This window comes from Novosphingobium sp. ERN07 (assembly GCF_012641335.1).
In the GTDB taxonomy this organism is placed as follows: domain Bacteria; phylum Pseudomonadota; class Alphaproteobacteria; order Sphingomonadales; family Sphingomonadaceae; genus Novosphingobium.
Window position 1 is genome coordinate 38500 of sequence record NZ_JABAID010000021.1, and the last position, 23050, is coordinate 61549.

Annotated in this window: 21 protein-coding genes and 1 riboswitch; of the genes, 8 read left to right on the forward strand and 13 right to left on the reverse strand. The window is 61.2% G+C overall.

Annotated features, from left to right (window positions below; translation table 11 throughout):
• Window positions 1–33 precede the first annotated feature (33 nt).
• Window positions 34–2634 (forward strand): type I DNA topoisomerase, encoded by a 2601-nt coding sequence (gene topA, locus HGI47_RS18945; protein ID WP_168854344.1) that lies wholly within the window; start codon window positions 34–36, stop codon window positions 2632–2634.
• A 10-nt stretch (window positions 2635–2644) separates the two neighbouring features.
• Here the strand turns inward: topA and HGI47_RS18950 are convergent, their stop codons facing one another.
• The 5 genes from HGI47_RS18950 to lepB form a co-directional block, all read right to left on the reverse strand.
• Window positions 2645–4219 carry a glycosyltransferase family 39 protein gene (locus HGI47_RS18950; RefSeq protein ID WP_206066296.1) on the reverse strand — a complete coding sequence of 525 codons (1575 nt, stop codon included), beginning with the start codon at window positions 4217–4219 and terminating at the stop codon, window positions 2645–2647.
• A gap of 172 nt (window positions 4220–4391) precedes the next feature.
• Entirely contained in the window at window positions 4392–5216 is an 825-nt protein-coding gene (locus tag HGI47_RS18955) for an SGNH/GDSL hydrolase family protein (protein WP_168854345.1), read from the reverse strand.
• Window positions 5216–6109 (reverse strand): GTPase Era, encoded by an 894-nt coding sequence (era, locus tag HGI47_RS18960; protein ID WP_168854346.1) that lies wholly within the window; start codon window positions 6107–6109, stop codon window positions 5216–5218. The genes HGI47_RS18955 and era overlap by 1 nt, the downstream gene beginning before the upstream one ends.
• A 47-nt stretch (window positions 6110–6156) precedes the next feature.
• Window positions 6157–6855 carry a ribonuclease III gene (gene rnc / locus HGI47_RS18965; RefSeq protein WP_168854365.1) on the reverse strand — a complete coding sequence of 233 codons (699 nt, stop codon included), beginning with the start codon at window positions 6853–6855 and terminating at the stop codon, window positions 6157–6159.
• Window positions 6828–7691: a signal peptidase I gene (gene lepB / locus HGI47_RS18970; RefSeq protein WP_168854347.1), complete on the reverse strand. Its 864-nt coding sequence runs from the start codon at window positions 7689–7691 to the stop codon at window positions 6828–6830. The genes rnc and lepB overlap by 28 nt, the downstream gene beginning before the upstream one ends.
• A 155-nt stretch (window positions 7692–7846) precedes the next feature.
• On the opposite strand from lepB, the gene pgi reads away from it, so the two are divergent.
• Together pgi and gorA are read left to right on the forward strand one after the other, a co-directional pair.
• Window positions 7847–9370: a glucose-6-phosphate isomerase gene (pgi, locus tag HGI47_RS18975; protein WP_168854348.1), complete on the forward strand. Its 1524-nt coding sequence runs from the start codon at window positions 7847–7849 to the stop codon at window positions 9368–9370.
• 88 nt (window positions 9371–9458) lie between these two features.
• On the forward strand, window positions 9459–10817 hold the full coding sequence (gorA, locus tag HGI47_RS18980; protein ID WP_168854349.1) for a glutathione-disulfide reductase: 1359 nt from the start codon (window positions 9459–9461) through the stop codon (window positions 10815–10817).
• A gap of 83 nt (window positions 10818–10900) precedes the next feature.
• Here gorA and HGI47_RS18985 read toward each other — a convergent pair whose 3' ends face one another.
• The 6 genes from HGI47_RS18985 to crtY form a co-directional block, all read right to left on the reverse strand.
• A complete protein-coding gene (locus tag HGI47_RS18985; protein WP_168854350.1) occupies window positions 10901–11644 on the reverse strand; it encodes a molybdopterin-binding protein in 744 nt (247 codons plus the stop codon).
• Window positions 11641–12483 carry a cytochrome b/b6 domain-containing protein gene (locus HGI47_RS18990; protein WP_168854351.1) on the reverse strand — a complete coding sequence of 281 codons (843 nt, stop codon included), beginning with the start codon at window positions 12481–12483 and terminating at the stop codon, window positions 11641–11643. Before HGI47_RS18990 ends, HGI47_RS18985 begins: the two co-directional genes overlap by 4 nt.
• Window positions 12484–12582: 99 nt before the next feature.
• Complete coding sequence (locus tag HGI47_RS18995) at window positions 12583–13560, reverse strand: phytoene/squalene synthase family protein (RefSeq protein WP_168854352.1); 978 nt, start codon at window positions 13558–13560, stop codon at window positions 12583–12585.
• A gap of 3 nt (window positions 13561–13563) precedes the next feature.
• The gene (locus tag HGI47_RS19000) at window positions 13564–14145 is read right to left on the reverse strand and encodes a TIGR00730 family Rossman fold protein (protein ID WP_168854353.1); all 582 of its coding nucleotides are present in this window, start codon (window positions 14143–14145) and stop codon (window positions 13564–13566) included.
• Window positions 14142–15620, reverse strand: coding sequence for a phytoene desaturase (locus HGI47_RS19005; protein ID WP_168854354.1), 1479 nt, complete (start codon window positions 15618–15620; stop codon window positions 14142–14144). Before HGI47_RS19005 ends, HGI47_RS19000 begins: the two co-directional genes overlap by 4 nt.
• Entirely contained in the window at window positions 15617–16813 is a 1197-nt protein-coding gene (crtY, locus tag HGI47_RS19010) for a lycopene beta-cyclase CrtY (protein WP_168854355.1), read from the reverse strand. The genes HGI47_RS19005 and crtY overlap by 4 nt, the downstream gene beginning before the upstream one ends.
• A gap of 100 nt (window positions 16814–16913) precedes the next feature.
• On the opposite strand from crtY, the gene HGI47_RS19015 reads away from it, so the two are divergent.
• From HGI47_RS19015 to HGI47_RS19030, 4 genes are all read left to right on the forward strand, one after another.
• On the forward strand, window positions 16914–17501 hold the full coding sequence (locus HGI47_RS19015) for a DUF2585 domain-containing protein (RefSeq protein ID WP_168854356.1): 588 nt from the start codon (window positions 16914–16916) through the stop codon (window positions 17499–17501).
• A 143-nt stretch (window positions 17502–17644) separates the two neighbouring features.
• Entirely contained in the window at window positions 17645–19162 is a 1518-nt protein-coding gene (locus HGI47_RS19020; RefSeq protein ID WP_168854357.1) for an NAD(P)/FAD-dependent oxidoreductase, read from the forward strand.
• 44 nt (window positions 19163–19206) lie between these two features.
• A riboswitch (TPP riboswitch) is annotated at window positions 19207–19314 on the forward strand.
• 51 nt (window positions 19315–19365) lie between these two features.
• Entirely contained in the window at window positions 19366–21249 is a 1884-nt protein-coding gene (thiC, locus tag HGI47_RS19025) for a phosphomethylpyrimidine synthase ThiC (RefSeq protein WP_168854358.1), read from the forward strand.
• A gap of 82 nt (window positions 21250–21331) precedes the next feature.
• Complete coding sequence (locus HGI47_RS19030) at window positions 21332–21586, forward strand: DUF5654 family protein (RefSeq protein ID WP_168854359.1); 255 nt, start codon at window positions 21332–21334, stop codon at window positions 21584–21586.
• Between the two features lie 55 nt (window positions 21587–21641).
• Here the strand turns inward: HGI47_RS19030 and HGI47_RS19035 are convergent, their stop codons facing one another.
• Together HGI47_RS19035 and HGI47_RS19040 are read right to left on the reverse strand one after the other, a co-directional pair.
• Window positions 21642–22136, reverse strand: coding sequence for a hypothetical protein (locus HGI47_RS19035; RefSeq protein WP_168854360.1), 495 nt, complete (start codon window positions 22134–22136; stop codon window positions 21642–21644).
• A gap of 142 nt (window positions 22137–22278) precedes the next feature.
• Window positions 22279–22602 carry a hypothetical protein gene (locus HGI47_RS19040; RefSeq protein ID WP_168854361.1) on the reverse strand — a complete coding sequence of 108 codons (324 nt, stop codon included), beginning with the start codon at window positions 22600–22602 and terminating at the stop codon, window positions 22279–22281.
• Between the two features lie 100 nt (window positions 22603–22702).
• Here HGI47_RS19040 and HGI47_RS19045 point away from each other — a divergent pair.
• On the forward strand, window positions 22703–23050 hold a 348-nt coding region (locus HGI47_RS19045), incomplete at its 3' end, for an IS5 family transposase (RefSeq protein ID WP_168854362.1).

Here is a 23050-nt window from a genome sequence, read left to right on the forward strand (position 1 = left end):
CACACGTACACGTAAGGACTGCTTTTTCACATCATGCAGCTTGTCATTGTTGAATCGCCGGCCAAGGCCAAGACCATCGAGAAATATCTTGGACCCGGCTTCAAGGTTCTCGCCTCCTATGGCCACATCCGCGATCTTCCGGTGAAGGACGGTTCCGTCCGTCCTGACGAGGATTTCGCGATGGACTGGGAACTTTACGGCGACAAACAATCGCGCGTGAAGGCCATCACCGACGCCGCCAAAGACGCTGACCGTCTGATCCTGGCGACTGACCCTGATCGCGAAGGTGAGGCAATTTCATGGCATGTCAAAGAGTTGCTGGCGAAACGTCGTGCGCTTCCTAAAGAGGTGGAGCGCGTAACCTTCAACGCGATCACCAAGCAGACGGTGACCGACGCGATGAAGCGCCCGCGCGAACTCGATCAGGATCTGATCGATGCCTATCTGGCGCGGCGTGCGCTTGACTATCTGTTCGGCTTCACCCTCTCGCCAGTGCTGTGGCGCAAGCTGCCCGGCGCGAAATCGGCAGGTCGCGTGCAGTCGGTGGCACTGCGTCTGATCGTTCAGCGCGAACGCGAAATCGAAGTTTTCCGCGCTGAGGAGTACTGGTCGGTGATCGCCCGTCTGGAGCAGGCCGGAACCGAATTTTCGGCGCGCCTCGTCAAGTTCGACGGGCAAAAGCTTGATAAGCTGACGCTGGGCGATGAAGGCGCAGCGATGAAGGCCAAGGCCGTCGTCGAAGCGGGCACATTCCGCGTCGAAGAGGTCGAAACGAAGCCGACCCGTCGCAATCCCTATCCGCCGTTCACCACGTCTACCTTACAACAGGAAGCCGCGCGCAAGCTGGGCTTTTCGGCCAGCCACACCATGCGCGTGGCGCAGACGCTTTATGAAGCAGGCGCGATCACTTATATGCGTACCGATGGCGTGCAGATGGACCCAAGCGCTATCTCCGCCGCACGCAAGGCGATCTCGGACCGGTATGACGGGCATTACCTCCCCGAAAAGCCGAGGCATTACGAGACGAAAGCCAAGAATGCTCAGGAAGCGCATGAAGCTATTCGGCCAACCGATTTCGCCAAGGATCGGCACGGTTCGGGTGATGAGGCGCGGCTTTATGATCTGATCTTCAAACGCGCGATGGCCAGCCAGATGGCATCGGCCAATATCGAACGCACTACCGTTACCCTGCGCGACGGCACCGGAAAGCATGAATTGCGCGCAACCGGGCAGGTCGTGAAATTCCCCGGCTTCCTTGCCGTTTACGAGGAAGGCCGCGATCAGAAGGCCGATGCGGAGGAAGACGATGCAAACCTGCTGCCGGCGCTGAACAAGGGCGATACGCCCGCCAAGCGTGGCGTGGACGCCACGCAGCACTTCACCCAGCCGCCCCCGCGCTATTCCGAAGCCAGCCTTGTCAAGCGGCTTGAGGAATTGGGCATTGGTCGCCCTTCGACTTATGCTGCCACGCTGCAGGTGTTGAAGGACCGGAACTATGTAAGAACGGAGAAAAACCGTTTCTTTGCAGAAGAATCGGGCAGGCTTCTCACATCATTTCTCGAACGATTCTTTGCCCGCTATGTGGCCTATGAGTTCACCGCCGGGATGGAGGACGAACTTGATGACGTGTCCGGCGGGCGCGCCGAATGGAAGAAGGTGCTTGCTGCCTTCTGGCGCGATTTCAAGCCGAAGTCCGACGAGGTGATGGAAAAGAAGCCCAGTGAGGTCACAGCCGAGCTGGACGAATTCCTTTCCGACTATCTGTTCCCCCCGCGTGAGGATGGCACCGACCCGCGCCTTTGCCCCAAGTGTGAAGCCGGACGGCTTGCTCTGCGCGGTGGACGCTATGGCGCGTTCGTGGCCTGCTCGAACTATCCAGAATGCAAATACACCCGCAAATTCGCGCAGCCGGGCGGGGCCGACGGCGATGGCGCCGAAGACGGCGTGCTGGGCAAAGACCCGGTTACCGGCTTGGACGTGGTGCGCAAGGCAGGGCGCTTTGGTCCCTACATCCAGTTGGGTGAAGGCAAGGAGGCCAAGCGCGCATCAATCCCCAAGGACATTGGTGAACTTGATTTGGAATGGGCGCTCAAGCTGCTGTCACTCCCCCGCGAAGTGGGCGCGCATCCTGAATCGGGCAATCCGATTACCGCCAGCATCGGGCGCTATGGCCCCTATCTGGCACATGATGGCAAATACGCGCGGCTCAAGACCACTTCGGAGGTCTTCGAAACCGGTATGAATGCCGCGGTCATGTTGCTGGCTGCTGCTGCTGCCGGGGCAGGCGCGCGCGGCAGCCGTGCGGCGGCAGAACCGCTCAAGGTCTTCGGTCCGCATCCGACATCGGGTGGCGAGATCAAGCTTATGGCGGGCCGCTACGGTCCCTATGTGACTGATGGCACGACCAACGCGACCCTGCCGCGCGACAAGCAGCCTGAAGCATTGACGATGGAAGAAGCGGTCACGCTAATTGACGAGCGTGCCGCAAAGGGGCCAGCCAAGGGCAAGAAGGGGGCGAAGAAGGCTCCCGCCAAGAAGGCTGCGCCTAAAAAGGCGGCCGAGAAGAAGACTGTCGAGAAGAAGGCTCCGGCGAAGAAGGCGGCAAAGCCAAAGGCAGCCGCCAAGGCAGAGTGATCAACTGGCTCTATCGCTTCAGGCGATAGAGCCAATATTCCCGCGTGCCGAGCGTGTAGGTAGCATAGCGTTCATAGGCTTTGGGAAGTTCAGCCCTCATTACAACGCGGGTTTCCAGATTGGGCAGGTAGAGCTTTTGCGGCGCCCACATCAGGATCACGTCTGGACGCGCGGCCACGATGCGGCGCACTTCGGCAGTGGCGTCCATGCCGATGGCGGTCGATTCGATGAATGTGTTCAGATGGTTGGGGAATATCCGCGTGGTTGGCAGGCACGTGGGAAGCGTGCGGTAGAAGGCCAGTTCGCCTTCGAAGATGAACAGGCAACCGCCATGCATCTCCCGCTCGATTAGCGCACTCATCTCTTCGTATTGCGCCGTCGTTCCGTGCCGCCAGACCTGATAGATCGGCACGACCATGCCTGCCAGTGCCCCGAAGCCGAGCAGGAAACGCCCGTACCACCGCTGGCCGGGCTGCACGCGGGCAAGGGCAGGGGCTGCCAGCACTGCCAGCGGCACCAAGAGCGGCGCGACATAGTGATCGTACCACGTTCCGAAGATCAGGAAGCCAAGGCACGCCATCGCGCCCCAGATCTTCAGGAAGGCGTGCGAGCGCGGTGACAGTCCGCCCGATGTGTCTAACATTTTCGGCGCGTGGAAGATCGCCAGCCAGAACGGCAGCAGCGCGGCGCATTCCTTCGCCAACCTGCCATATGACCGCATCCCGTCAGAACCGCGCTCGAAAATCGAGACGAAGTTTGCATAGATGAAGACATCAAGTTGGCCGATCTCGGCGTACCAAGCCATCGCGACCGCAGTCGGCAGCAGCGCTACTGCAACCCACAGCACAGCGGCTGCGGCCAGTCGGCGTAACGACCAGATATCGGCAAAGCCGCGCGCCAGCAGCATCACGCCAAAGGCTGCGCCTTCAAAAATCACCGTATATTTGATCTGGATCGCAAGGCCGAGCAGGAGCATGACCCAGCATCCGCGCCCCAGCAGCGTCTCGTCCTCGTTCCGCTTCATGGCATCGACCACAGCAATCGCGGCCACAGCTACCAGCAGGTTATAGAAGACCGGCGCTTGTCCCATGCCTGCATTGAAAGCGGGCATGAACAGAATATAGGCCGCGCCTGCCTGCCACGCAGCAGCAGGAGAAGCGATTTCCCGCGCCAGTCGCGATATCGCCAGCGCGGTCCCCGCTGTCGCCAGCGCTGCGCCAAACTGGTAGGCCAGCAGCGGATCGCCGGGAACCGCCGCGAACGCTTCATACAGCACAAACAGGCCGATGGGCTTGCGGTCCCAGATATCGACATAGGGCACTGCACCATCGCGCATCCGCTCGGCCACGAACAGATAGAACTGTTCGTCGATATGGATCACCGGATTGCCGAAGAGGAAGCTGCGCGTGATCAGAAACAGGCCGAGGTAGGCCAGCCCCGGAATTACCCAGGCGGGCAGCGAAACGCCGCGCAGCCCGATGGTCGGAGCCAGTGAGCGACTTGTCGTGCCAACGGCTGCCGGGCCGACAACTGCCGGATGTACCGTCGCCGCATCGCCTAGCGGAATCCCGCCCGTTTCGTTCATTCCCGCACTCCGTTGAGAAGGTATCCGAACGCTCAACGGGGTGAGGCGCGGTTCCCTTCGCTACGGGCGTAGACGCGTGTGATGAATGCTGGCTGTCAGTTTCGTGACGACAGTTTTTGCGGTGCGAAAGACCGGGGTGGGCCGCCCAAAAGACAGGATCAATGGCGCCGGTTTAATTCCGGCGTAGAAATTTCCCAAGAGCTTTCGCGGCCGCAACATGGCCGATTCGGTTGGGGTGAATCGGAATACCGTCACCATCTGGTGCGGACATGCCATTACTCCACGGCACAGCGGAACAAGGGGCATGATCACGCGAAAGTTGCGAGAACTTCAGCACTTCCGCCCCTTCAGCCTTCGCCACATGCGCGGTGATCTTGGCCAGGCGCTTTGCTGCCGCGCGGCTTTGATCCAGACGTTCCGCGGTGATCGGCAGCGCGGAACAGTCTTTGGCCAGCGGCAGCACCGAAATGTAATCGACGAACACGATCCGCGCGTCGGGCGCGCGTTCGCGGATGGTGCGCACGATGCGCCGCATCCGCTCTTCATCGCCTGCCCACTCGGCCTCGCTCACCTCGCGCCACTTCTGGCAACGCGGATCGGGCTTGGCCATCTGCTCGCAAGCAGCGGCAAAGATATTGCCGACAAAGGCGATGTCGTTGCCGCCAATCGTGATCGTCACCAAGCGAGTCTTGGCGTCCACACTGTCGATCTGCGGTGCGATCTCGTTCCACGGCCCCAGCACGTGCTGCGTCGTCGCGCCGCTGCAGGTGGCGTCCGCGAGATCCAGCCCAAGGTCTTTGGCCAGCAGGTTGGGGTAATTGAGCATCCCCCGTCCACACCGCGCCGGCGTGCCGGGCGTATTCGGCCCGACACCCGGCCCGGCGGCAAAGGAGCTGCCCAAAGCAACATAGCGATCACCGGCGGCGGGCGCTGCGGGCTTTGCGGCAAGCGATGTCGAGGCACCCAGCGCCAGCGCCGCCAACATAACCTTGCGCATTACTTAACCCACTCCAGCCCGATTTCCTCGTAGATTTCCTTGGCATCGGCCCAGCGCTCATCCACCTTCACGTGCAGGAACAGGTGGACCTTGGTTTCCAGCAGTTGCGCCAATTCCTTGCGCGAAGCCTCGCCAATTGCCTTGATCTTCGCGCCGCCCTTGCCCAGCACGATGGGCCGCTGGCTTTCGCGCGCGATCACGATCTGCTGGTGTATCTCGATCGAACCATCCTTGCGCGTCAGATACTTCTCTGGCCGCACCGTGCTGTCATAGGGCAGTTCGTCGTGAAGCTGGCGATAAAGCTGCTCGCGCGTGATCTCCGCCGCCATCAGCCGCTCGCTGGCGTCCGAAACCTGATCTTCGGGATAATGCCACACCGCTTTGGGCATCAGTTCGGCAAGGCGCGACTTCAGTTCGGGCACGCCATCGCCGGTCAGCGCCGAAACGAAGAACACCTCATCGAACTGCGCCTCGGCGGTCAGCGCCTCCGCCATCACAAGAAGCGGTTCCTTCGGCGTCGAATCCACCTTGTTCAGCACCAGCAGCTTGCGCTCTGGCCGATCTTTCAGGCTGGCAAGGATCGGTTCGAGGTAGTCGCGTTTCTTCTTTCGGGCATCCACCACCAGCAGGATCGCATCGGCTTCCTGCGCGCCGTCCCACGCCGCGCTCACCATCGCGCGATCCAGACGGCGCTTGGGTTCGAACAGGCCGGGCGTATCCGCCAGGATGATCTGCGCTTCCCCTTCCAGCGCAATGCCCATCAGCCGCGCGCGCGTGGTCTGCGCCTTGGCAGAGACGATCGCCACTTTCTGCCCCACCAGCGCGTTCACCAGCGTCGATTTGCCCGCATTCGGCGCGCCCAGCACGGCCACGAGGCCACATTTTTCGGTCATATATCCAATTCTCTGAAAGTCTGGGGGCACTTTAGGCGAAATGCACGTCAGCCGTAAGCCTGCATGAAGGCAGTGGCCGCCGCAGTTTCGGCCTCCTGCTTGCTCGATCCGGTGGCGCTGGCTTCGCCCACGCCTTTCACCTCGACCGACACCGTAAAGCGGGCCGCATGATCCGGCCCTTCCCGCGCAACCATCGTATAGACGGGCGGCTTGCGGCGATTGCCCGCAGCCCACTCCTGCAACGCGGCCTTGGGATGCTTGCGCTGCCCGGTGCCCGAAGCCATCGGCTTGTCCCACAGCTTGCGCACGAACATGCGCGCCGCTTCAAAGCCGCGTTCCACGAACAGCGCCCCGATCAGCGCTTCCATCACATCGCCAAGGATATTGTCGCTCTGCGCCCCGCCATCGTCGCGCGCCTGTTTGCCCAGGCGGATGTGCGGGGGCAGGGCGATGGTCCGCGCCACATCGGCACACGTCTCACGGCTGACCAGCGCGTTGAGCCGCTGCGAAAGCTTGCCTTCGGCAGCATCGCTCTTTTCGTGCAGCCAGTCCGCGATCACCAGCCCCAGCACGCGGTCACCCAGAAACTCGAGCCGCTGGTAATCGCGCGCCTGCCCCATAGAGCCATGAGTCAGCGCTTCGGCCCACAAGTCGGCACGCGCAGGCGCACTCCCGGTCAGTTCCGTAAGAAACGTCAGGCTCTCGGCAGGAAGCGCGCTCAGAACGTGCCTCCGATCCGGTCCCACCGCGCTGCGGTGAACCAGGTCCACGGCAGGAACCAGTTGGCGCTGCCATCGGTGGACCACATCATGATCGCCGCGCGCCCCACAAGGTTGTCCTGCGGCACCAGGCCGATGCCGCCGCCTTCCATTGCCGGGAAGCGGCTATCCATCGAATTGTCGCGATTGTCGCCCATCAGGAAAAGCTCGCCTTCCGGCACGACGACCGGCACAGTATCGTCAACCGAACGCGGTCCAAGGTCGAGCACGTTGTAGCTCTTCCCGTTGGGGAGCGTCTCACGGAACTGCGGATAGTGGCAGGTAAGGCGGCCATCTGCTTCGGTCACCGCAAATTCGGCCGAAAGGCAATCGGTGTTCGGGCTGACCGGGATAATGAAATCCGCCACCTTCTGCTTCGGCACGGCTTTGCCGTTCAAATGTAACACGCCGCCGATCATCTGCACCGTATCGCCCGGCAGCCCGATCACGCGCTTGATATAGTCAACATCATTGCCCGGAGGCGCTTTGAATATGGCGATGTCGCCGCGCTCTGGCTGGCTGGCGAAAATGCGCTTGGGCAGCAGCGGGGCGCTGAACGGCAACGAATAGCTGCTATATCCATACGGCCACTTCGCGGCGAGCAGGTAGTCCCCATTCTCAAGCCTCGGCAGCATCGATTCCGAAGGGATGTTGAAGGGCGAGAAGATGAAGCTGCGGAAGATCGCCACCACCAGCACCAGCTTCACGAGGAAGATGGGAAAGCTGTCCTCCTTCTTTTCCTTCTTCGCGCGCGGCGGAGGGGAAGCCGGATCGGCCGGAGTCTGCGGGCTGGCTTCGGGCGTGTCGTTCATCGTCGCGGTCATGTTGCTCGCAAGGCCCTTCGTCAAGTGTGTTATTCAAACAATACAGTCGCGAAATACGTCTGCGAAGCTTGCCGGTGGATGAACAGTCGGCTTGGCGAACGGGGCGGTAGCGGGCATTAGAGCGATTACGCAGTTGCGAAACGATGAGGATTGTCATGATCGATGCCCAAGCCGAACTCTTCTGGACGGCGCTGGCGGGTCTGCCCCGGCCGACCCTGAAAGACCTGTTTGCCGATCCCGCGCGGCTCGCACGCTATTGTGCCACGCTCGATCTGCCGGGCGGGCCGATCCTGTTTGACTGGTCGAAAACGCACCTTTCGCCCGAAGTCGAAGCGCTGCTTGGCTCGATTGCCGCCGCAATGGACCTCGAAGGCCGCCGCGATGCGCTGATCAATGGCGAGAAGATCAACAACACCGAAGGCCGCGCTGCAGAACACACCGCGCAACGCGGCGTGGGCAAGGATACCAGTGTCGAGGAAGCCGAAGCGCTTCATGCCCGCATGAAGATGCTGGTCGATGCGATCCACGAAGGCCTGCTGGGCGATGTGAAGAGCCTGATCCATATCGGCATCGGCGGCTCCGCGCTCGGCCCGGCGCTGGCGATTGACGCATTGACGCGCGACGGCGCCAAGGTCGCCGTCCATGTCGTTTCGAATATCGATGGCTGCGCACTCGAAGCCGCCATGAACGCCTGCGATCCGACGACCACGATGATCGCCATCGCCTCGAAGACTTTCACGACCACCGAAACGATGACCAACGCTCGCTCTGCGCTCGACTGGTTGAGCGAGAACGGCGTTGACGATCCCTATGGTCGCGTCGTCGCGTTGACCGCTGCGCCTGAGAAGGCGGTGGAATGGGGTGTGGATGAAACCCGCGTCCTGCCATTTTCCGAAACCGTGGGCGGGCGCTATTCATTGTGGTCGTCCATCGGTTTTCCGGTCGCGATGGCGCTGGGTTGGCAGGGCTTTGCCGAATTTCTCGATGGTGCTGCTGCGATTGACCGCCACTTCATTGACGTTGACCTTGCCGAAAACGTTATCGTCCGCGCCGCTTTTGCCGATCTCTACTATGCCCAGGTGCGCGCCTGCCAGACGCGCGCGGTCTTTGCCTATGACGAACGGCTCGCTCTGCTGCCCGACTATCTCCAGCAGCTAGAGATGGAATCGAACGGCAAGCGCGTGCTGGCCGATGGCTCGCCGCTCACGCGGGCCAGCGCGCCGATCACCTGGGGCGGTGTCGGCACCGATGCGCAGCACGCGGTGTTCCAGTTGCTCCATCAGGGCACCCACCTGATCCCGGTCGATTTCCTTGCCGTGAAGGTGCCCGGCCACGATCTCGATCCGGTCCACCACCAGATCCTGCTATCGAACTGCTTTGCGCAAGGTGCTGCGCTCATGGCAGGCAAGGCATCGGAAGATGGGGCGCGCGCCTATCCGGGCGACCGTCCCTCCGCCACCATCCTGTGCGACGATCTGAACCCCGCCACGCTCGGCGCGCTGATCGCCTTTCACGAACACCGCACTTTCGTTTCGGCGGCGATGCTCGGCATCAATCCGTTCGACCAGTTCGGCGTGGAACTGGGCAAGGCCATTGCCAAGCAGATCGATACCGGCGCTGGTGAAGGTTTCGATCCTTCGACCGAGGCTTTGCTGGCGGCCGCAGGTATTGGCGGATAATTGTAAGTCTACCTAACGGTATTGCGCAAAAGCCTCTGGTCTTGCGAAGGGCCAGAGGCCATATGCTGCTCCACAAGAAGGAGTGCATATGGCTGACCAGCAATTCGACTACGACCTCTTCGTCATCGGCGCGGGTTCCGGGGGCGTCCGGGCCAGCCGCATTGCCGCCAGCCACGGCGCGCGCGTTGCGGTGGCGGAAGAATACCGGGTCGGCGGCACGTGCGTGATCCGGGGCTGCGTGCCCAAGAAGCTGCTGGTCTACGGTTCGCACTTTGCCGAAGAACTGCAGGACGCCGCCAACTATGGCTGGACGGTCGAGAAGATGAGCTTCGACTGGCCGACGTTACGTGACGCGGTTCTGAAAGACGTTGATCGCCTCAATACGGCCTACACAAACACCCTTGAGACCAACAAGGTTGAGCGTTTTCTGGAACGCGCCACCGTTACGGGACCGAACACCGTGCGTCTCGCTTCGGGGCAGGAGATCAGCGCGAAGTATATTCTGATTGCCACAGGCGCGTGGCCGGTCATGGCGGAGTTCGAAGGCAGCGAACACTGCATCACGTCGAACGAGGTGTTTCATCTGAAAAGCCTGCCAAAGCGTGTGGTCATTTCCGGCGCAGGCTACATCGCGATGGAATTTGCAGGCATTTTCAATGCGCTGGGCTGTCACGTAACGGTGGTCAACCGCAGCGAAACGATCCTGCGCGGCTATGATGAATCGATGCGCGACCGCCTGCTCCAGATCACAATGGCGCGCGGCATCGAATACAAATTCAACTGCCCGTTCGATCGCGTGGAAAAGCAGGACGACGGCTCGTTCCAGGTCTATGTGGGCAAGCAGCCCGACCCACTCCACGCCGATGTTGTCCTCGTCGCCACCGGACGCCGCCCCAAGACGGACGGGCTGGGGCTGGAAAGCGCCGGGATCGAACTCGGTGCGCAAGGTGAAATCCCGGTGGACGACCACGGGAAAACGGCGTGCGCCAGCATTTACGCCGTCGGTGACGTAACGAACCGCGTGCAGTTGACTCCGATTGCCATCCGCGAAGGCCACGCCTTTGCCGACCGTGTGTTTGGCGGCAAGGAAACCTCGGTCAGCTACGACTGCATCCCCAGCGCCGTATTCTCACAGCCCCCGCTGGCCGGCGTTGGTCTGACGGAAAGCCAAGCGCGGCAGGCCTACGGCAGCAACATCAAGGTGTACTCGTCGGACTTCCGCCCGATGAAGAACATCTTCGGCCACCGCCCGGAACGCGGCCTCTACAAGATGATCGTCGAAGCCACGACCGAGAAGGTGCTGGGCATTCACATGATCGGCCCTGACAGCCCGGAAATCCTGCAGGCCGCGGCCATTGCGGTAAAGGCCGGCCTGGCCAAGGCCGATTTCGATGCGACCGTGGCGCTGCATCCCTCGATGGCCGAGGAACTCGTGCTGATGCGTTGATGCGTAACGTCCCATAAAACTGTTTTAATTCAGTAGTATGTCGGCCTGTTACGTTGCACTCGCGCGTGGCAGGCCGATCCATTTCAGATACCGGCGAACCACTGATAGCCGGAATGATCCTCCCAATATCCACCCTTGCCGCCATGAATGCCCGTCAGCGAGGCGACCGCCTCGATCCGCATCACGAACTTGGCCTGCTTGTACCCCAGCGCCCGCTCCACGCGCAGCCGGATCGGTGCGCCGTGGCCGATGGGCAGGGGCTGGCGGTTCATGGTGTGGGCAAGGATCGTTTGCGGGTGCAAGGCGTCGATCATATCGATGCTCTCATAGTACGGGATACCTGAGAAATCATCTGCACAATGGAAGACAATGAATTGTGCTTTATCGGAAATCTGTGCGTGCCGCAGAAGCAGGGAAAGCGGCACGCCGGTCCATTCACCAATAGCGCTCCACCCCTCGACGCAGTCTTGCCGGGTGATCTGCGTGCGCTGCGGAGCGGCCTTGAGCTGCGCCAGCGTCAGTCGTAGCGGGTTTTGTACCAGCCCGCCTACCTCCAGTGCCCAGTCGGCAAAGCCAGTGGCCACGTGGCGGGCATATTCGGGGGACGCCGGCATCGCATTTCCGTTCACCCGGAAGCGTGGGGAGAGGTCCGCGCGGGTGAATTCGGGGGCCAGCGCGTTACGGTTCGTAACCAGACGCTGACTGGTTAACGTAGCTTTTTCCCCAAAAGTCAGTATCTTGCGGACAGTCGGTGATCGCGTAACGCGCTCGCATCCCGAAAGTGTTAACGCGCCTACACCAATCAGCGCGGTGCGCCGGGAAATCATAACAAATCCTTCCCGCGCTGCGGCAGCCTATACCATCCGGTAAGGATCGAGCGCATTTCGTTGATTGGACCCGCAAGGACAACCATCAGAAGATGGATGAGGATGAAGCTACAAAGTGCTGCGGCACATAGAAAATGTATGGATCGCGCCGACTGGCGTCCGCCGAAAATGTCGAGCAGAACCGGAAATGCCGCGTTGAGATTGGGCGACATTGTGAGGCCAGTCAGGATAACCAACGGAATCAAAAGGAAAATTACGCTGAGATAGGCGATCTTCTGCAATGCGTTGTAATTGCGCGCTGCCGCTCCGGTCGGGAAGCGGAAGCGGGCATGATCCTTGATATCCTGCCATAGACGTGTCGTGCGTCGCTCCTCAGATGATAACGCAAGATCATTCTTCAAATGTCTGGAGAAAATGGAATAAATCACAAATGTGATCAGCGCGATGATCAATATCCACGCAAAGAAAAAATGCCACTGCCGCCCTTCGGCCAAGCTGTAATAATTCGGTATCGTCAGTAGCGGCGGGATCGCCTTGGAGGACCAAGGGGTATATCCCAACAGGCCAGTCGTCGGAATTTCAAGGCTGCCCAATTGCAGGAATCCTTCCTGCCCCCGCTTTCCGATGATCAACCACGGATCATCGTAATTCGCGCCATATTTGCCCCAGTAGAGGCGTGGATGGGCGTTGAAGATCGTCGCGCCGCTCATCAGCAGGGCGAAGATCGAGATGGCGTTGATCCAGTGCCAGATGCGCACGGGAAGGCGAGTGCGATAGACTAGGTCCGGCGTACTATCGGACCGGTTTTGTAACGTAACGGGCGTCGTTGCGGCATCCACGTCCGATCTCCCTTGCGCACGCGCATTGTGGCACGCCTTGGGCGCATCGCAAACCGCGATTTGGACCTGTCAGATGCGCGTAGGTGCAGTTAGGTGCATCTAGGTGCAGTTCGGAACGCCCTGCTTGCGTGACAGTGCCATCAGGTCAATTCTGCCGTATTTCCGGGCACTTGCAAGGGCGATGCAGGACCGTGGAACCGGGCGGATGGCTGCCCACGCTGCGTTGGCCACAAACCCCAACTTACGACCGTTACTAACGACAGCGCGATGGTCCCAGGCGTGTTCGCCACGCCGCGCAACCTCCCGCGCAATCTCGCCATAGATGCCCGCCGCAGCAAGGATTGCCCAGCGCTGGCGGGGCCGGAGGCGGGCTGCGCCGATGCGCGCCGAGCATTCGTGGATTTCGGCCGCCTTGCACATCCGCGCCACAATCCGCGTCAGGGCGGGGCGATAGTGCGGCTTCATCTGCTCGCCCGGCGGAATGTCTTCCTCAGCCAGCCAGTCCAGCGGAATGTAGCAGCGGTCTGCCGCGTCATCCTCCTCGATATCGCGCGCGATGTTGGCGAGCTGGAAGGCGAGGCCGAGGTCGCAGGCGCGGTCGAGTGTGTCAGCATCATCGGGGGATACGCCCATGACCACGGCCATCATCACGCCCACCGCGCCCGCGACATGCCAGCAGTAGCGCATGAGATCGGCTTCGGAATGGGGCTGCCATTCGGCGGCGTCGAGCGCGAAGCCATCGATAACGTCACGCGCCATGTCGAGCGTAAGGCCGGTTTCGCGCGCGACGAGGCCGAGCGCGTCAAAGGCGGGATCGCCAGAGTCCTTGCCTGCAAAGGCAAGTGCGGTCTTTTCCCGCACTTGCGCCAGACGCTCTGCCGCGCCTGTCTGAATACCCAAGGCACCGCCGTGATCCTGCGCATCGATGATATCGTCGCAGCGGCGGCACCATGCGTAAAGCAGCCACACCCGTTCGCGCGTGACGCGATCAAACAGGTGGCTGGCGATGGCGAAGCTTTTCGACCCCTTCAGGATCGATTGGCGCGCGTTAGTAACGAGAGCGGCCCGATCCTGCATCGCCTAGAGATCGTCGGCCTTCATCGCAAAGATCGGAGTGTGCGGCACGTGGGTTTCCATCCGGGCCAGCAGCAGATCGAGGTCAGGCTCGGCGATGATGATGTTGGCGTGCGCCGGGCGAATGAAGCCCACATCGATCATGTGGCGGTTGAAGGCCAGCAGATGATCGTAGAAGCCGAAAGCGTTGAGCAGCCCTACCGGCTTGGCATGATAGCCAAGCTGCGCCCAACTGACGGCTTCCCACAGTTCGTCCATCGTGCCGACGCCGCCGGGGATGGTGAGGAAACCGTCCGACAGATCGGTGAAGCGCTTCTTGCGTTCGTGCATCCCAGAAACGACGTGGAGTTCGGTGCAATCGTGGTTGGCGACTTCCGAATTGACGAGGCCTTCGGGGATCACGCCGATAACTTCACCGCCCGCATCCAGCGCGCCATAGGCAACCGCGCCCATCAGGCCCAACCTTCCGCCGCCATAGACGACCCCAATGCCGCGCCGCGCCAGTTCCTGCCCGATTTCGCGGGCCAGCGTGACGTAACGAGTGTCGGCAGGCGAGGCGGAGCCGCAATAGACGGCGAGACGTTTCACAGAAGATCCTCCAGCATCAGCTTCGCGGTGGCTTTGGCCGAGCCGACCACGCCGGGAATGCCCGCGCCGGGATGGGTGCCCGCGCCGACAAGGTAAAAGTTCGAGATGGCATCGTCGCGGTTGTGCGCGCGGAACCATGCGCTTTGCGTTAGTAACGGTTCAAGGCTGAACGCGCTGCCGAGGTGTGCGGACAGATCTGTCTTGAAGTCTGCCGGAGCGTAGTGGAACTTCGTTATGATACGCGAATGGATATCGGGGATCAGACGACGGCCCACTTCATCCAGAATGCGCTTTTCCAGGATGGGACCAACCTGATCCCAATCGACGGGTAGCTTGCCCATATTGGCGACCGGGACGAGGGCATAGAAGGTGCTCATGCCCTCTGGCGCTACCGAGGGATCGGTAACGGTGGGGTGGTGGAGGTAGATCGAGAAATCCTGCGGCAGGACGCCGTGGGTGTAGATGTCGTCGAGCAGGCCTTTGTAACGCGGGCCGAACAGGATCATGTGGTGGGGAATGCCCGGCCATGTGCCTTCCACGCCAAAGTGGACGACGAAGAGGCTGGGGGAATAGCGCTTTTTCGCCAGAGCCTTTGCGCGCCGCTGGGCGTGCGTATTGTCGGGCATCAGGTCGCGATAGGAGTGCATGATATCGGCATTGGATGCGACAGCATCGAATCTGCCGGACCATCCGCTTTTCGTTTCGACGCCTGTCACCCGCGTGCCGAGCGTTTCGACATGGGTGACCGGATCGCCCATCCGCACTTCGCCGCCGATGCGGCGGAAGTGGGTGACCATGCCTTCGATCAGGCGGTTGGTGCCGCCCTTTGCCCACCACACGCCGCCGTCCTTTTCAAGCTTGTGGATCAGGGCGTAGATGGCGCTGGTGGTCATCGGGTTGCCGCCGACGAGCAGGGTGTGGAAGCTGAAAGCCTCGCGCAGCTTTTCATTCTTGATGTAGCTGGAGACGACCGAGTAGACCGAGCGCCATGCCTGATAGCGTGCCAGCGACGGCGCGGCTTTGATCATGCTGGCGAAATCGAGGAACGGCACGGCACCTAGCTTGCGATAGCCTTCTTCGAAGACGCCCGCCGAGTAATGCAGGAAGTCTTCATAGCCCGCCACATCCTGCGGGCTGAGCTTGGCGATCTCGTTGCGCAGGTTCACGCTGTCGTTGGAATAATCGAAGTTGGTGCCGTCCGCCCAGTTCAGCCGGTAGAACGGCATGACGGGCATGAGGTCCACATCATCTGACAAGCGATGGCCCTTGAGCGCCCAGAGTTCTTCCAGACAGGCAGGATCGGTGATCACGGTCGGCCCGGCATCGAAAGTGAAGCCGTCCTTCTGCCAGTGGTAGGCGCGGCCGCCCGGCTTGTCGCGGGCTTCGATCAGCGTCGTCTGCACGCCGCCTGACTGGAGCCTGATGGCCAAGGCAAGGCCACCGAAGCCTGAGCCGATTACGCAGGCACGTTTCATGGTCGGGTTCCTGAGAAGGAAAGGGGTTTTGGCCGTGCGCCAAGGCGTGTCAGCACGCCGACGGCGCGGGTGACGGGCAGCGGCGGCTTTCCGGCAAGGATGCGGAACTTGTCGAGCGTGGTGGTGCGCCCGGCATAGAACCGTTCGATCAGCCTGTGGTCGAGGCCATAGAAGCGTTCGAGCACGCGATAGCGCAGATGTGGCTCTGCCCCGGCAAAGAGTAGGGCGGAGAGCGTGCGGTAATAGGCCGATTCCTGCCAGTGGCGCTGCGCCCATGCTTCGCTGAACCGGGCCAGCGCCTCTCCACCCAGATCGGCCTGCGATGCCAGCGCGAGGGCATAGCGCACCGCATCAGGCAGCGAGTAGCTGGTCACCGCGTGGAATAGCCCGGCGCGAACGCCTGCGCGCGCAACGTTACTGCCACTTGCCCGCCAGAATGCGCCGAAATCGCCGCCTGCCACAACGGGTAGAATACCCTGTTCCTCGTCCAGCACTTCGGTCACGATCCAGCCCTGCTGGGCGACGTAGGCATCGATCCGGGCGCGAATGGCGTTGACATCCAAGGCTGGGCCATCGGCGTAATAGGTGTCTTCGACGAAGATCTCGTCCGGCGCAAAGGGCAGGCAATAGACGAAGCGGTAGCCGTCGATCTGTTCGACGGTGGCATCCTTTACAATGGGAGCGTTCAGGCCGTGGGGGGCCTGAAGCCGGAACCTGCGGCCGACGAATTTCTGCCAGCCGCCGGTCAGATCATTGACGTTGCGCAGGCCGCGCGCATCGATGACTGCGCCTGCCTCCACCCGCGTTCCATCGGACAGGGTGGCATTGGTGGCGCTGCAGGCCAGCGCCCTGACGCCGGTCATGATCGCATCGGACCCAAGGCTCGCCCGGACAACGCGATCAAAACGGGCCGAGGTTATGGAATAGTAGCTGGTGCGCAGGCACCGTTCGTGCCGGGGGAAGCGCACGGTGTATTCAGGCCATGCAGCCACGATCATGCCATCCAGCAGATCACGCCCGGCCTTGCCGATATCGGTGCCGAAAAACGACCAGACGTGATGGCCGCCGAGCGTATCGCCCTGTTCGACCAGCAACAGCGAAAGACCCGGTTGCGCCTGTTTGAGCGCCAGCGCGACGAGGCCGCCTGCCAAGCCGCCTCCGAGAATGACAATATCGCAATGGCGCACACTCATTATCATGCGCTTAGGGCGATGCGGTTGCGGGTGCAACCACGGGCTTGTGACTTGGAGGCTGACCCGTCAGAAAGGGCAGAGAGGGGAAGGGACAAGACCGATGAAATCAAACTTGCTGCCGGATCGCGCTGGCAAACTTGCGGCATTGGGCGTGGCCGCGGGCATCGTGATCATTCTGCTGGGAATGCACCGGCCGCCGATCTGCCCCTGCGGCACAATCAGGCTGTGGCAAGGCGTGGTGGAATCGGCAGAGAACAGCCAGCAGATTTCGGACTGGTACAGCTTCAGCCATGTGATCCACGGCTTCCTGTTCTATGGCGTAGCACATCTTTTATGGCGGCGGTTCGGCTTGCAGACGCTTTCGCCGCGCTGGGCGCTGGCGCTGGCCGTGCTGGTCGAGGGCGCTTGGGAAATCCTTGAAAACTCTCCCATCATCATCGACCGCTACCGCGCGGTGACGATATCCTATGGGTATTCTGGTGACAGCGTGCTCAATTCCTTTGCGGACATGGCGTTCATGAGCCTTGGGTTCCTGTTTGCCGCGCAGGTTCCGGCACTGGTCACAGTGGGCGTGGCGCTGGTGTTCGAGGCATTTACGCTGTTCATGATCCGCGATAATCTGGCGCTCAACGTGCTGATGTTGGCCTATCCGCTGGATGCTGTGCGGGAATGGCAGGCCGGCGGATGATCGCTGCATTTTCTTGACCGATAACTTCATTGTCAGGTGCATCAGGTTGCAGCTTGATACCGATCAATGTCACCTTTCCGCATGAGCCGAGAACGGCCTGACACGCCCCGTTCGAAAGGGGGCGAGGATCATGGAGAGGACAGATGGGCGAACACGCAAGTTCGGGCGGCGATTTTGATGTCCTGATCATCGGGGCCGGTATCTCTGGGATCGGGTCGGCATGGCACCTGCAGGACCAGTGCCCCGGCAAGACATATGCGGTGATCGAATCCAAGGATACGTTTGGCGGAACGTGGGAGACGCACAAGTATCCGGGCGTGCGGTCTGATTCAGACCTCTACACGTTCGGCTATCGCTTCAAGCCGTGGGTTGGCGCGCCGATTGCCAGCGCGCAGGCGATCCTCGACTACATGGGCGAAGTGATCGAAGATGCCGGGATCGACCGGCATATCCGCTATGGCCACACGATCACGAGCGCGAAATGGTCCAGCAAGACGAACCGTTGGACGTTGGAGGCACGCCTGAAGGACGGAAGCGTTGCTACGTTTACCGCCGGGTTCCTGTGGATGTGCCAGGGCTATTACGACCATCAGGTGCCTTATATCCCGAAAGAGTGGCAGGGCGTTTCGGACTTCAAGGGTTTGTTCGTCCATGCCCAGTTGTGGGATCCGGCGACTGATTGGGAAGGCAAGCGCATCCTTGTGATCGGATCGGGCGCGACGGCGGCAACGGTGGTTCCGGCCTTTGCCGAGAAGGCGCAGGTGACGATGCTGCAGCGTTCGCCCACATACTTCTATTGCCATCCCAACCAGAACGAACTGGCCGACCGGCTGCGGCAAATAGGCATAGATGAGCCGACCATCCATCGCGTTGTGCGGGCGCAAGTGATGCATGATCAGGCAGTGATGGACAAACGCTGCGTCGAGGAACCGGACGTGGTGTTTGAAGAACTGAAGATGGCGGCGCGCGCCTATGCCGGTGAGGACTTCAACTTCGAGCCGCACTTCACGCCCAAGTATCGCCCGTGGCAGCAGCGGCTGGCGTTCTGCCCCGATGGCGATCTGTTTCAGGCCGCCGCGCAGGGCAAAGTTCGCGTGGTGACTGACACGATAGACCGCTTCACCGAAAAGGGCGTGCTGACTGCTTCGGGTGAAGTGCTGGAGGCAGACATCATCGTGGCCTGCACCGGATTTCATCTGAAGGTGCTGGGCGACATTCCGTTCGAGGTGGATGGCACGCAAGTCAACTGGGGCGATACGGTGACCTATCGCGGGATGATGTTCACAGGTGTTCCGAACATGGTCTGGGTCTTCGGCTATTTCCGGGCAAGCTGGACGCTGCGCGTGGACATGCTGGGCGATTTCGTCTGCCGCCTGTTGCGCCATATGGACGAGCGGGGCGCGAAGAAGGTGGAAGCGGCCTTCCGGGACGAGGATGCGGGCATGGATGTGCTGCCGTGGATCGAGGCGGACAACTTCAATCCGGGCTACCTGATGCGCGATATGCACAAGCTGCCGCAGCGCGGTGGCAAGGAAGAATGGCGGCACAACCAGAACTACTGGCTGGAACGCGATGCAATTCCCGCCATCGATCTGGACGGGCAGGAGTTCGTCTATGATGGTGTGCGGGGAGCGGGACGTTTGGTGGAAGCGGCGGAATAGACAAACGCCGGTTGCCGCGCGCGCATTGTGCGCCTAAAAGCCTTTGCCATACCCCGGGGAGCCAGTGCTGGCTGAGAGGGGCTGGTCACGCAGCCCGACCCGTCGAACCTGAACCCGTTAGCACGGGCGGAGGGAGGGAAGGCCGCTTTCGACCCGTGTCGCACAATGGCCAGTTCCTCATCCGTCATGAAGAGGAGCGCCCAATGGCAGATATCAATTCCAAGCTCGAAATCGGCGTCACCACCGGCCCGATCCGCGGCAGCCGCAAGATACATGTCGAAAGCCTGCGCTTTCCCGATGTGCGCGTTGCCATGCGCGAGATTGCGCTGGAACCTTCGAGCGGTGAGCCGCCGGTGCGGGTTTATGACACGTCCGGTCCCTATACCGATACGACGGTGGCCATCGACATCGCTGCCGGCCTGCCCCAATTGCGCCGAGACTGGATCATGGCGCGCGGCGATGTGGAAGAATACGACGCGCGCGAAGTGAAGCCTGAGGACAACGGCTTGAAGGGGCCTGACCGGTCTGCCGGAGTGCCGCCGTTCCCCAACGTGGTAAAGCGTCCGCTGCGCGCCAAGGCCGGGCAGAACGTCAGCCAGATGCACTATGCACGCCGGGGCATCATCACGCCGGAGATGGAATATGTCGCCATCCGCGAAAACCTTGGCCGCAAGCAGGCCAAGGAAGCACTGATCCGCGATGGGCAGGACTGGGGCGCTTCGATCCCGGATTATGTGACGCCTGAGTTCGTGCGTGACGAAGTGGCGCGGGGTCGCGCGATCATCCCTTCGAACATCAACCACCCTGAATCAGAGCCGATGGCGATCGGTCGCAACTTCCTCGTCAAGATCAATGCCAACATCGGCAACTCCGCCGTGGCGTCTGACGTGGCGAGCGAAGTGGACAAGATGGTCTGGTCGATCCGCTGGGGCGCGGACACCGTGATGGACCTTTCGACGGGCCGCAACATTCACGACACGCGCGAATGGATCCTGCGCAACAGCCCTGTGCCCATCGGCACGGTGCCGATCTATCAGGCGCTGGAAAAGGTCGGCGGCATTGCCGAAGACCTGACGTGGGAAGTGTTCCGCGATACCCTGATCGAACAGGCCGAGCAGGGCGTGGACTACTTCACGATCCATGCGGGCGTGCGCCTGCCCTATATCCCGCTTGCGGCCAAGCGCATGACCGGGATCGTCAGCCGTGGCGGGTCGATCATGGCGAAGTGGTGCCTTGCGCATCACAAAGAGTCGTTCCTTTACGAGCGCTTTGACGAGATCACCGAGATCATGAAGGCCTATGACGTGGCCTATTCGCTGGGCGATGGCTTGCGCCCCGGTTCGATCTATGACGCCAACGATGAAGCGCAGTTCGCTGAACTTTACACTCTGGGCGAACTGACCAAGCGGGCCTGGGCGCAAGACGTGCAGGTGATGATTGAAGGCCCCGGCCACGTGCCGATGCACAAGATCAAGGAGAACATGACCAAGCAGCTCGAAGCGTGCGGCGAAGCGCCGTTCTACACGCTTGGACCATTGGTGACGGATATTGCGCCGGGATACGATCACATCACCAGCGGCATCGGTGCTGCGCAGATCGGCTGGTATGGCACGGCGATGCTTTGCTACGTCACGCCCAAGGAGCATCTTGGCCTGCCGGATCGTGATGACGTGAAGGTTGGTGTGGTGACGTACAAGCTGGCGGCGCACGCAGCTGACCTTGCGAAGGGTCATCCTGCGGCACAGGTGCGCGACGACGCGCTGAGCAAGGCCCGGTTCGAATTCCGCTGGCGCGATCAGTTCAACCTGTCGCTCGATCCCGATACGGCTGAGCAGTATCACGATCAGACTCTGCCCGCAGAAGGCGCAAAGACCGCGCACTTCTGTTCGATGTGCGGGCCGAAGTTCTGTTCGATGAAGATCAGCCAGGAAGTGCGCGAATTTGCTGCCAAGCAGAACCAGCCCATCGAGACTTTCGTCGCTGCGGATGAGACCGAAGCCGAAGCAGGGATGAAGGCAATGAGCGCGAAGTACGACGAGATGGGACGCGAGCTCTATATCGGCGCAGGTGGCCGCGAACACGATTGAGCCGTTACGGACAACGCCCCCTCTTGTGCGCGGGAACGTCACCGGGCAATTCTCGCCACGGACGCAACAACAGGGGGTATCCATGACGGATCCAAAGGCGATGGTGCAAACGATGATCACGTTGGCTTCGGCCTCGCTTGGGCTGGTCGCAGCCCTCGCGTGGAACGAAGCGATCAAGGCCACGCTGGCCCTGTTGGGTATGGGTGACAATCTGGCGGGGCTTTACAGTTACGCCATCGTCGCGACGGTGCTGGCCGTGGTCGTGCTGACCATGCTTGGCAGGATTGCGGCGCGAATTGGTGGCGATGCCGCGTTTGTGCGCGAAGCCGAAGGCTGACTTCGGAGCGGGGTGCCGGTGCGCCTCGTTTCGGTCCGGCAACCCCACCTGAGGATCAAGCCATTTTTGCGTAAAGTATTGCGCCCCACAGCAAAAGATTGAGCGCGCCACCAGTAATGGTCCATCTGACCGCGTGATAAAGCAGGCGCGCCTGCGCATCGATCGAGCGGATGAAACTGGCGAACAGGCGCTGGCGCAGCGCCGCATCGCCTTCCAGCCCATCGGCGTCGAATTCCTCTCCCAGCAGCATGGCACGCAGGGCCAGGAAGCACGAGATAACCAGCGGCAGCAGGGCAGCAAGGTTCGCCAGAACGAAGCCGGCCTGTGTGGGCGCATCGAGCGAGAGCGGCGCGCCGGGACTTGCCGAGATAGGATGCGTCCCGATGGTGATTAGTAGCGCGTTCAGGCCAAGCATCGCACCGAGGCGCACGGAAAGATCGAGATCGCGATTTTCCAGAAATTCGAGATCGGCAATGAAGCCCGGTTCAGGCGGATCGCAGCGCATCGTCTGAAATGCGCGCAGGCGGGAGCGGAACGAAACGAAGGCCATATAGGGCCGATTTCTATTGTACCGGTTGCGTAGGGGCAAGCTGTTGCCACCGGCAAGAATAAGTACGGTAGGGCGCAGATGGTCTGCGCTTTTGCGCAGACCCGAAAACGCATGGTGTGCAGCCTAGGCCGCGTGGACAAATTCAGCCGTGCCGGATCCTCCTTCGTCCCGCTAAGCGGGCATCCGCTTCGCGCTGGCGATAACACTCGGCACATATGATCGTGATGCCGTCAGGCACCACCAGAGTATCTTCGATCCACTCGCCGCCGTTGCTTTGCAGATAGGCGTCGCAAGCCTCACACCATGCGTCCCTGAGGTCATCTTCATCCTCAGGCGGAAAGGAAACAAATCCGGCTGTGTCCGGTGATGTTCGCCCTACGATATGGGCGCAGACGAACGTGATGGGCTGACGCCCATGCACCTCGCAGTCGCAATGTTCGTCGTCGTTGTTCGCTGTCGTGATCATATCGCGGTGGATCGTAACTGCATCTGATCTCAACAGCCAGGCGAGTTACGGTTGACGCCGAACAGAACGGTTGGCTCAAAGCTGCTTTTTGGAGGCAGATTTGAGCCGAGGCGATCTGAATGAAGCAGAATGGCGCGTTCTAACGAGCTTGCTACCCATCGAGCCTGAAAACCGTGGTCGAGGACGTCGGCCCGAGTACAACCGCTCGATCATCAATGGCATACTCTGGCGGCTCCGTTGCGGCGCCCCGTGGCGCGACGTGCCGCCCAAGTATGGCAGTTGGAACACCATTTATCGCCGGTTCCGGCGATGGAGTGAAGCCAGCGTCTGGGAGACCGTCGCCGTGACACTGGCCGAGATCATGGCGGACAGTGGCCACTATAGCATCGACAGCACCACAGTCCGCGCCCACGTCTCGGCAGCTGGCGGAAAAGGGGGACTCATCGAC

What these genes read in the sequence shown, in the direction of transcription:
- topA (WP_168854344.1), top strand. Translation starts at nt 34, where the DNA reads ATGCAGCTTGTCATTGTTGAATCGCCGGCCAAGGCCAAGACCATCGAG.
- HGI47_RS18950 (WP_206066296.1), bottom strand. Translation starts at nt 4,219, where the DNA reads ATGAACGAAACGGGCGGGATTCCGCTAGGCGATGCGGCGACGGTACAT.
- HGI47_RS18955 (WP_168854345.1), bottom strand. Translation starts at nt 5,216, where the DNA reads ATGCGCAAGGTTATGTTGGCGGCGCTGGCGCTGGGTGCCTCGACATCG.
- era (WP_168854346.1), bottom strand. Translation starts at nt 6,109, where the DNA reads ATGACCGAAAAATGTGGCCTCGTGGCCGTGCTGGGCGCGCCGAATGCG.
- lepB (WP_168854347.1), bottom strand. Translation starts at nt 7,691, where the DNA reads ATGACCGCGACGATGAACGACACGCCCGAAGCCAGCCCGCAGACTCCG.
- pgi (WP_168854348.1), top strand. Translation starts at nt 7,847, where the DNA reads ATGATCGATGCCCAAGCCGAACTCTTCTGGACGGCGCTGGCGGGTCTG.
- gorA (WP_168854349.1), top strand. Translation starts at nt 9,459, where the DNA reads ATGGCTGACCAGCAATTCGACTACGACCTCTTCGTCATCGGCGCGGGT.
- HGI47_RS18985 (WP_168854350.1), bottom strand. Translation starts at nt 11,644, where the DNA reads ATGATTTCCCGGCGCACCGCGCTGATTGGTGTAGGCGCGTTAACACTT.
- HGI47_RS18995 (WP_168854352.1), bottom strand. Translation starts at nt 13,560, where the DNA reads ATGCAGGATCGGGCCGCTCTCGTTACTAACGCGCGCCAATCGATCCTG.
- HGI47_RS19005 (WP_168854354.1), bottom strand. Translation starts at nt 15,620, where the DNA reads ATGAAACGTGCCTGCGTAATCGGCTCAGGCTTCGGTGGCCTTGCCTTG.
- crtY (WP_168854355.1), bottom strand. Translation starts at nt 16,813, where the DNA reads ATGAGTGTGCGCCATTGCGATATTGTCATTCTCGGAGGCGGCTTGGCA.
- HGI47_RS19015 (WP_168854356.1), top strand. Translation starts at nt 16,914, where the DNA reads ATGAAATCAAACTTGCTGCCGGATCGCGCTGGCAAACTTGCGGCATTG.
- HGI47_RS19020 (WP_168854357.1), top strand. Translation starts at nt 17,645, where the DNA reads ATGGGCGAACACGCAAGTTCGGGCGGCGATTTTGATGTCCTGATCATC.
- thiC (WP_168854358.1), top strand. Translation starts at nt 19,366, where the DNA reads ATGGCAGATATCAATTCCAAGCTCGAAATCGGCGTCACCACCGGCCCG.
- HGI47_RS19030 (WP_168854359.1), top strand. Translation starts at nt 21,332, where the DNA reads ATGACGGATCCAAAGGCGATGGTGCAAACGATGATCACGTTGGCTTCG.
- HGI47_RS19035 (WP_168854360.1), bottom strand. Translation starts at nt 22,136, where the DNA reads ATGGCCTTCGTTTCGTTCCGCTCCCGCCTGCGCGCATTTCAGACGATG.
- HGI47_RS19040 (WP_168854361.1), bottom strand. Translation starts at nt 22,602, where the DNA reads ATGATCACGACAGCGAACAACGACGACGAACATTGCGACTGCGAGGTG.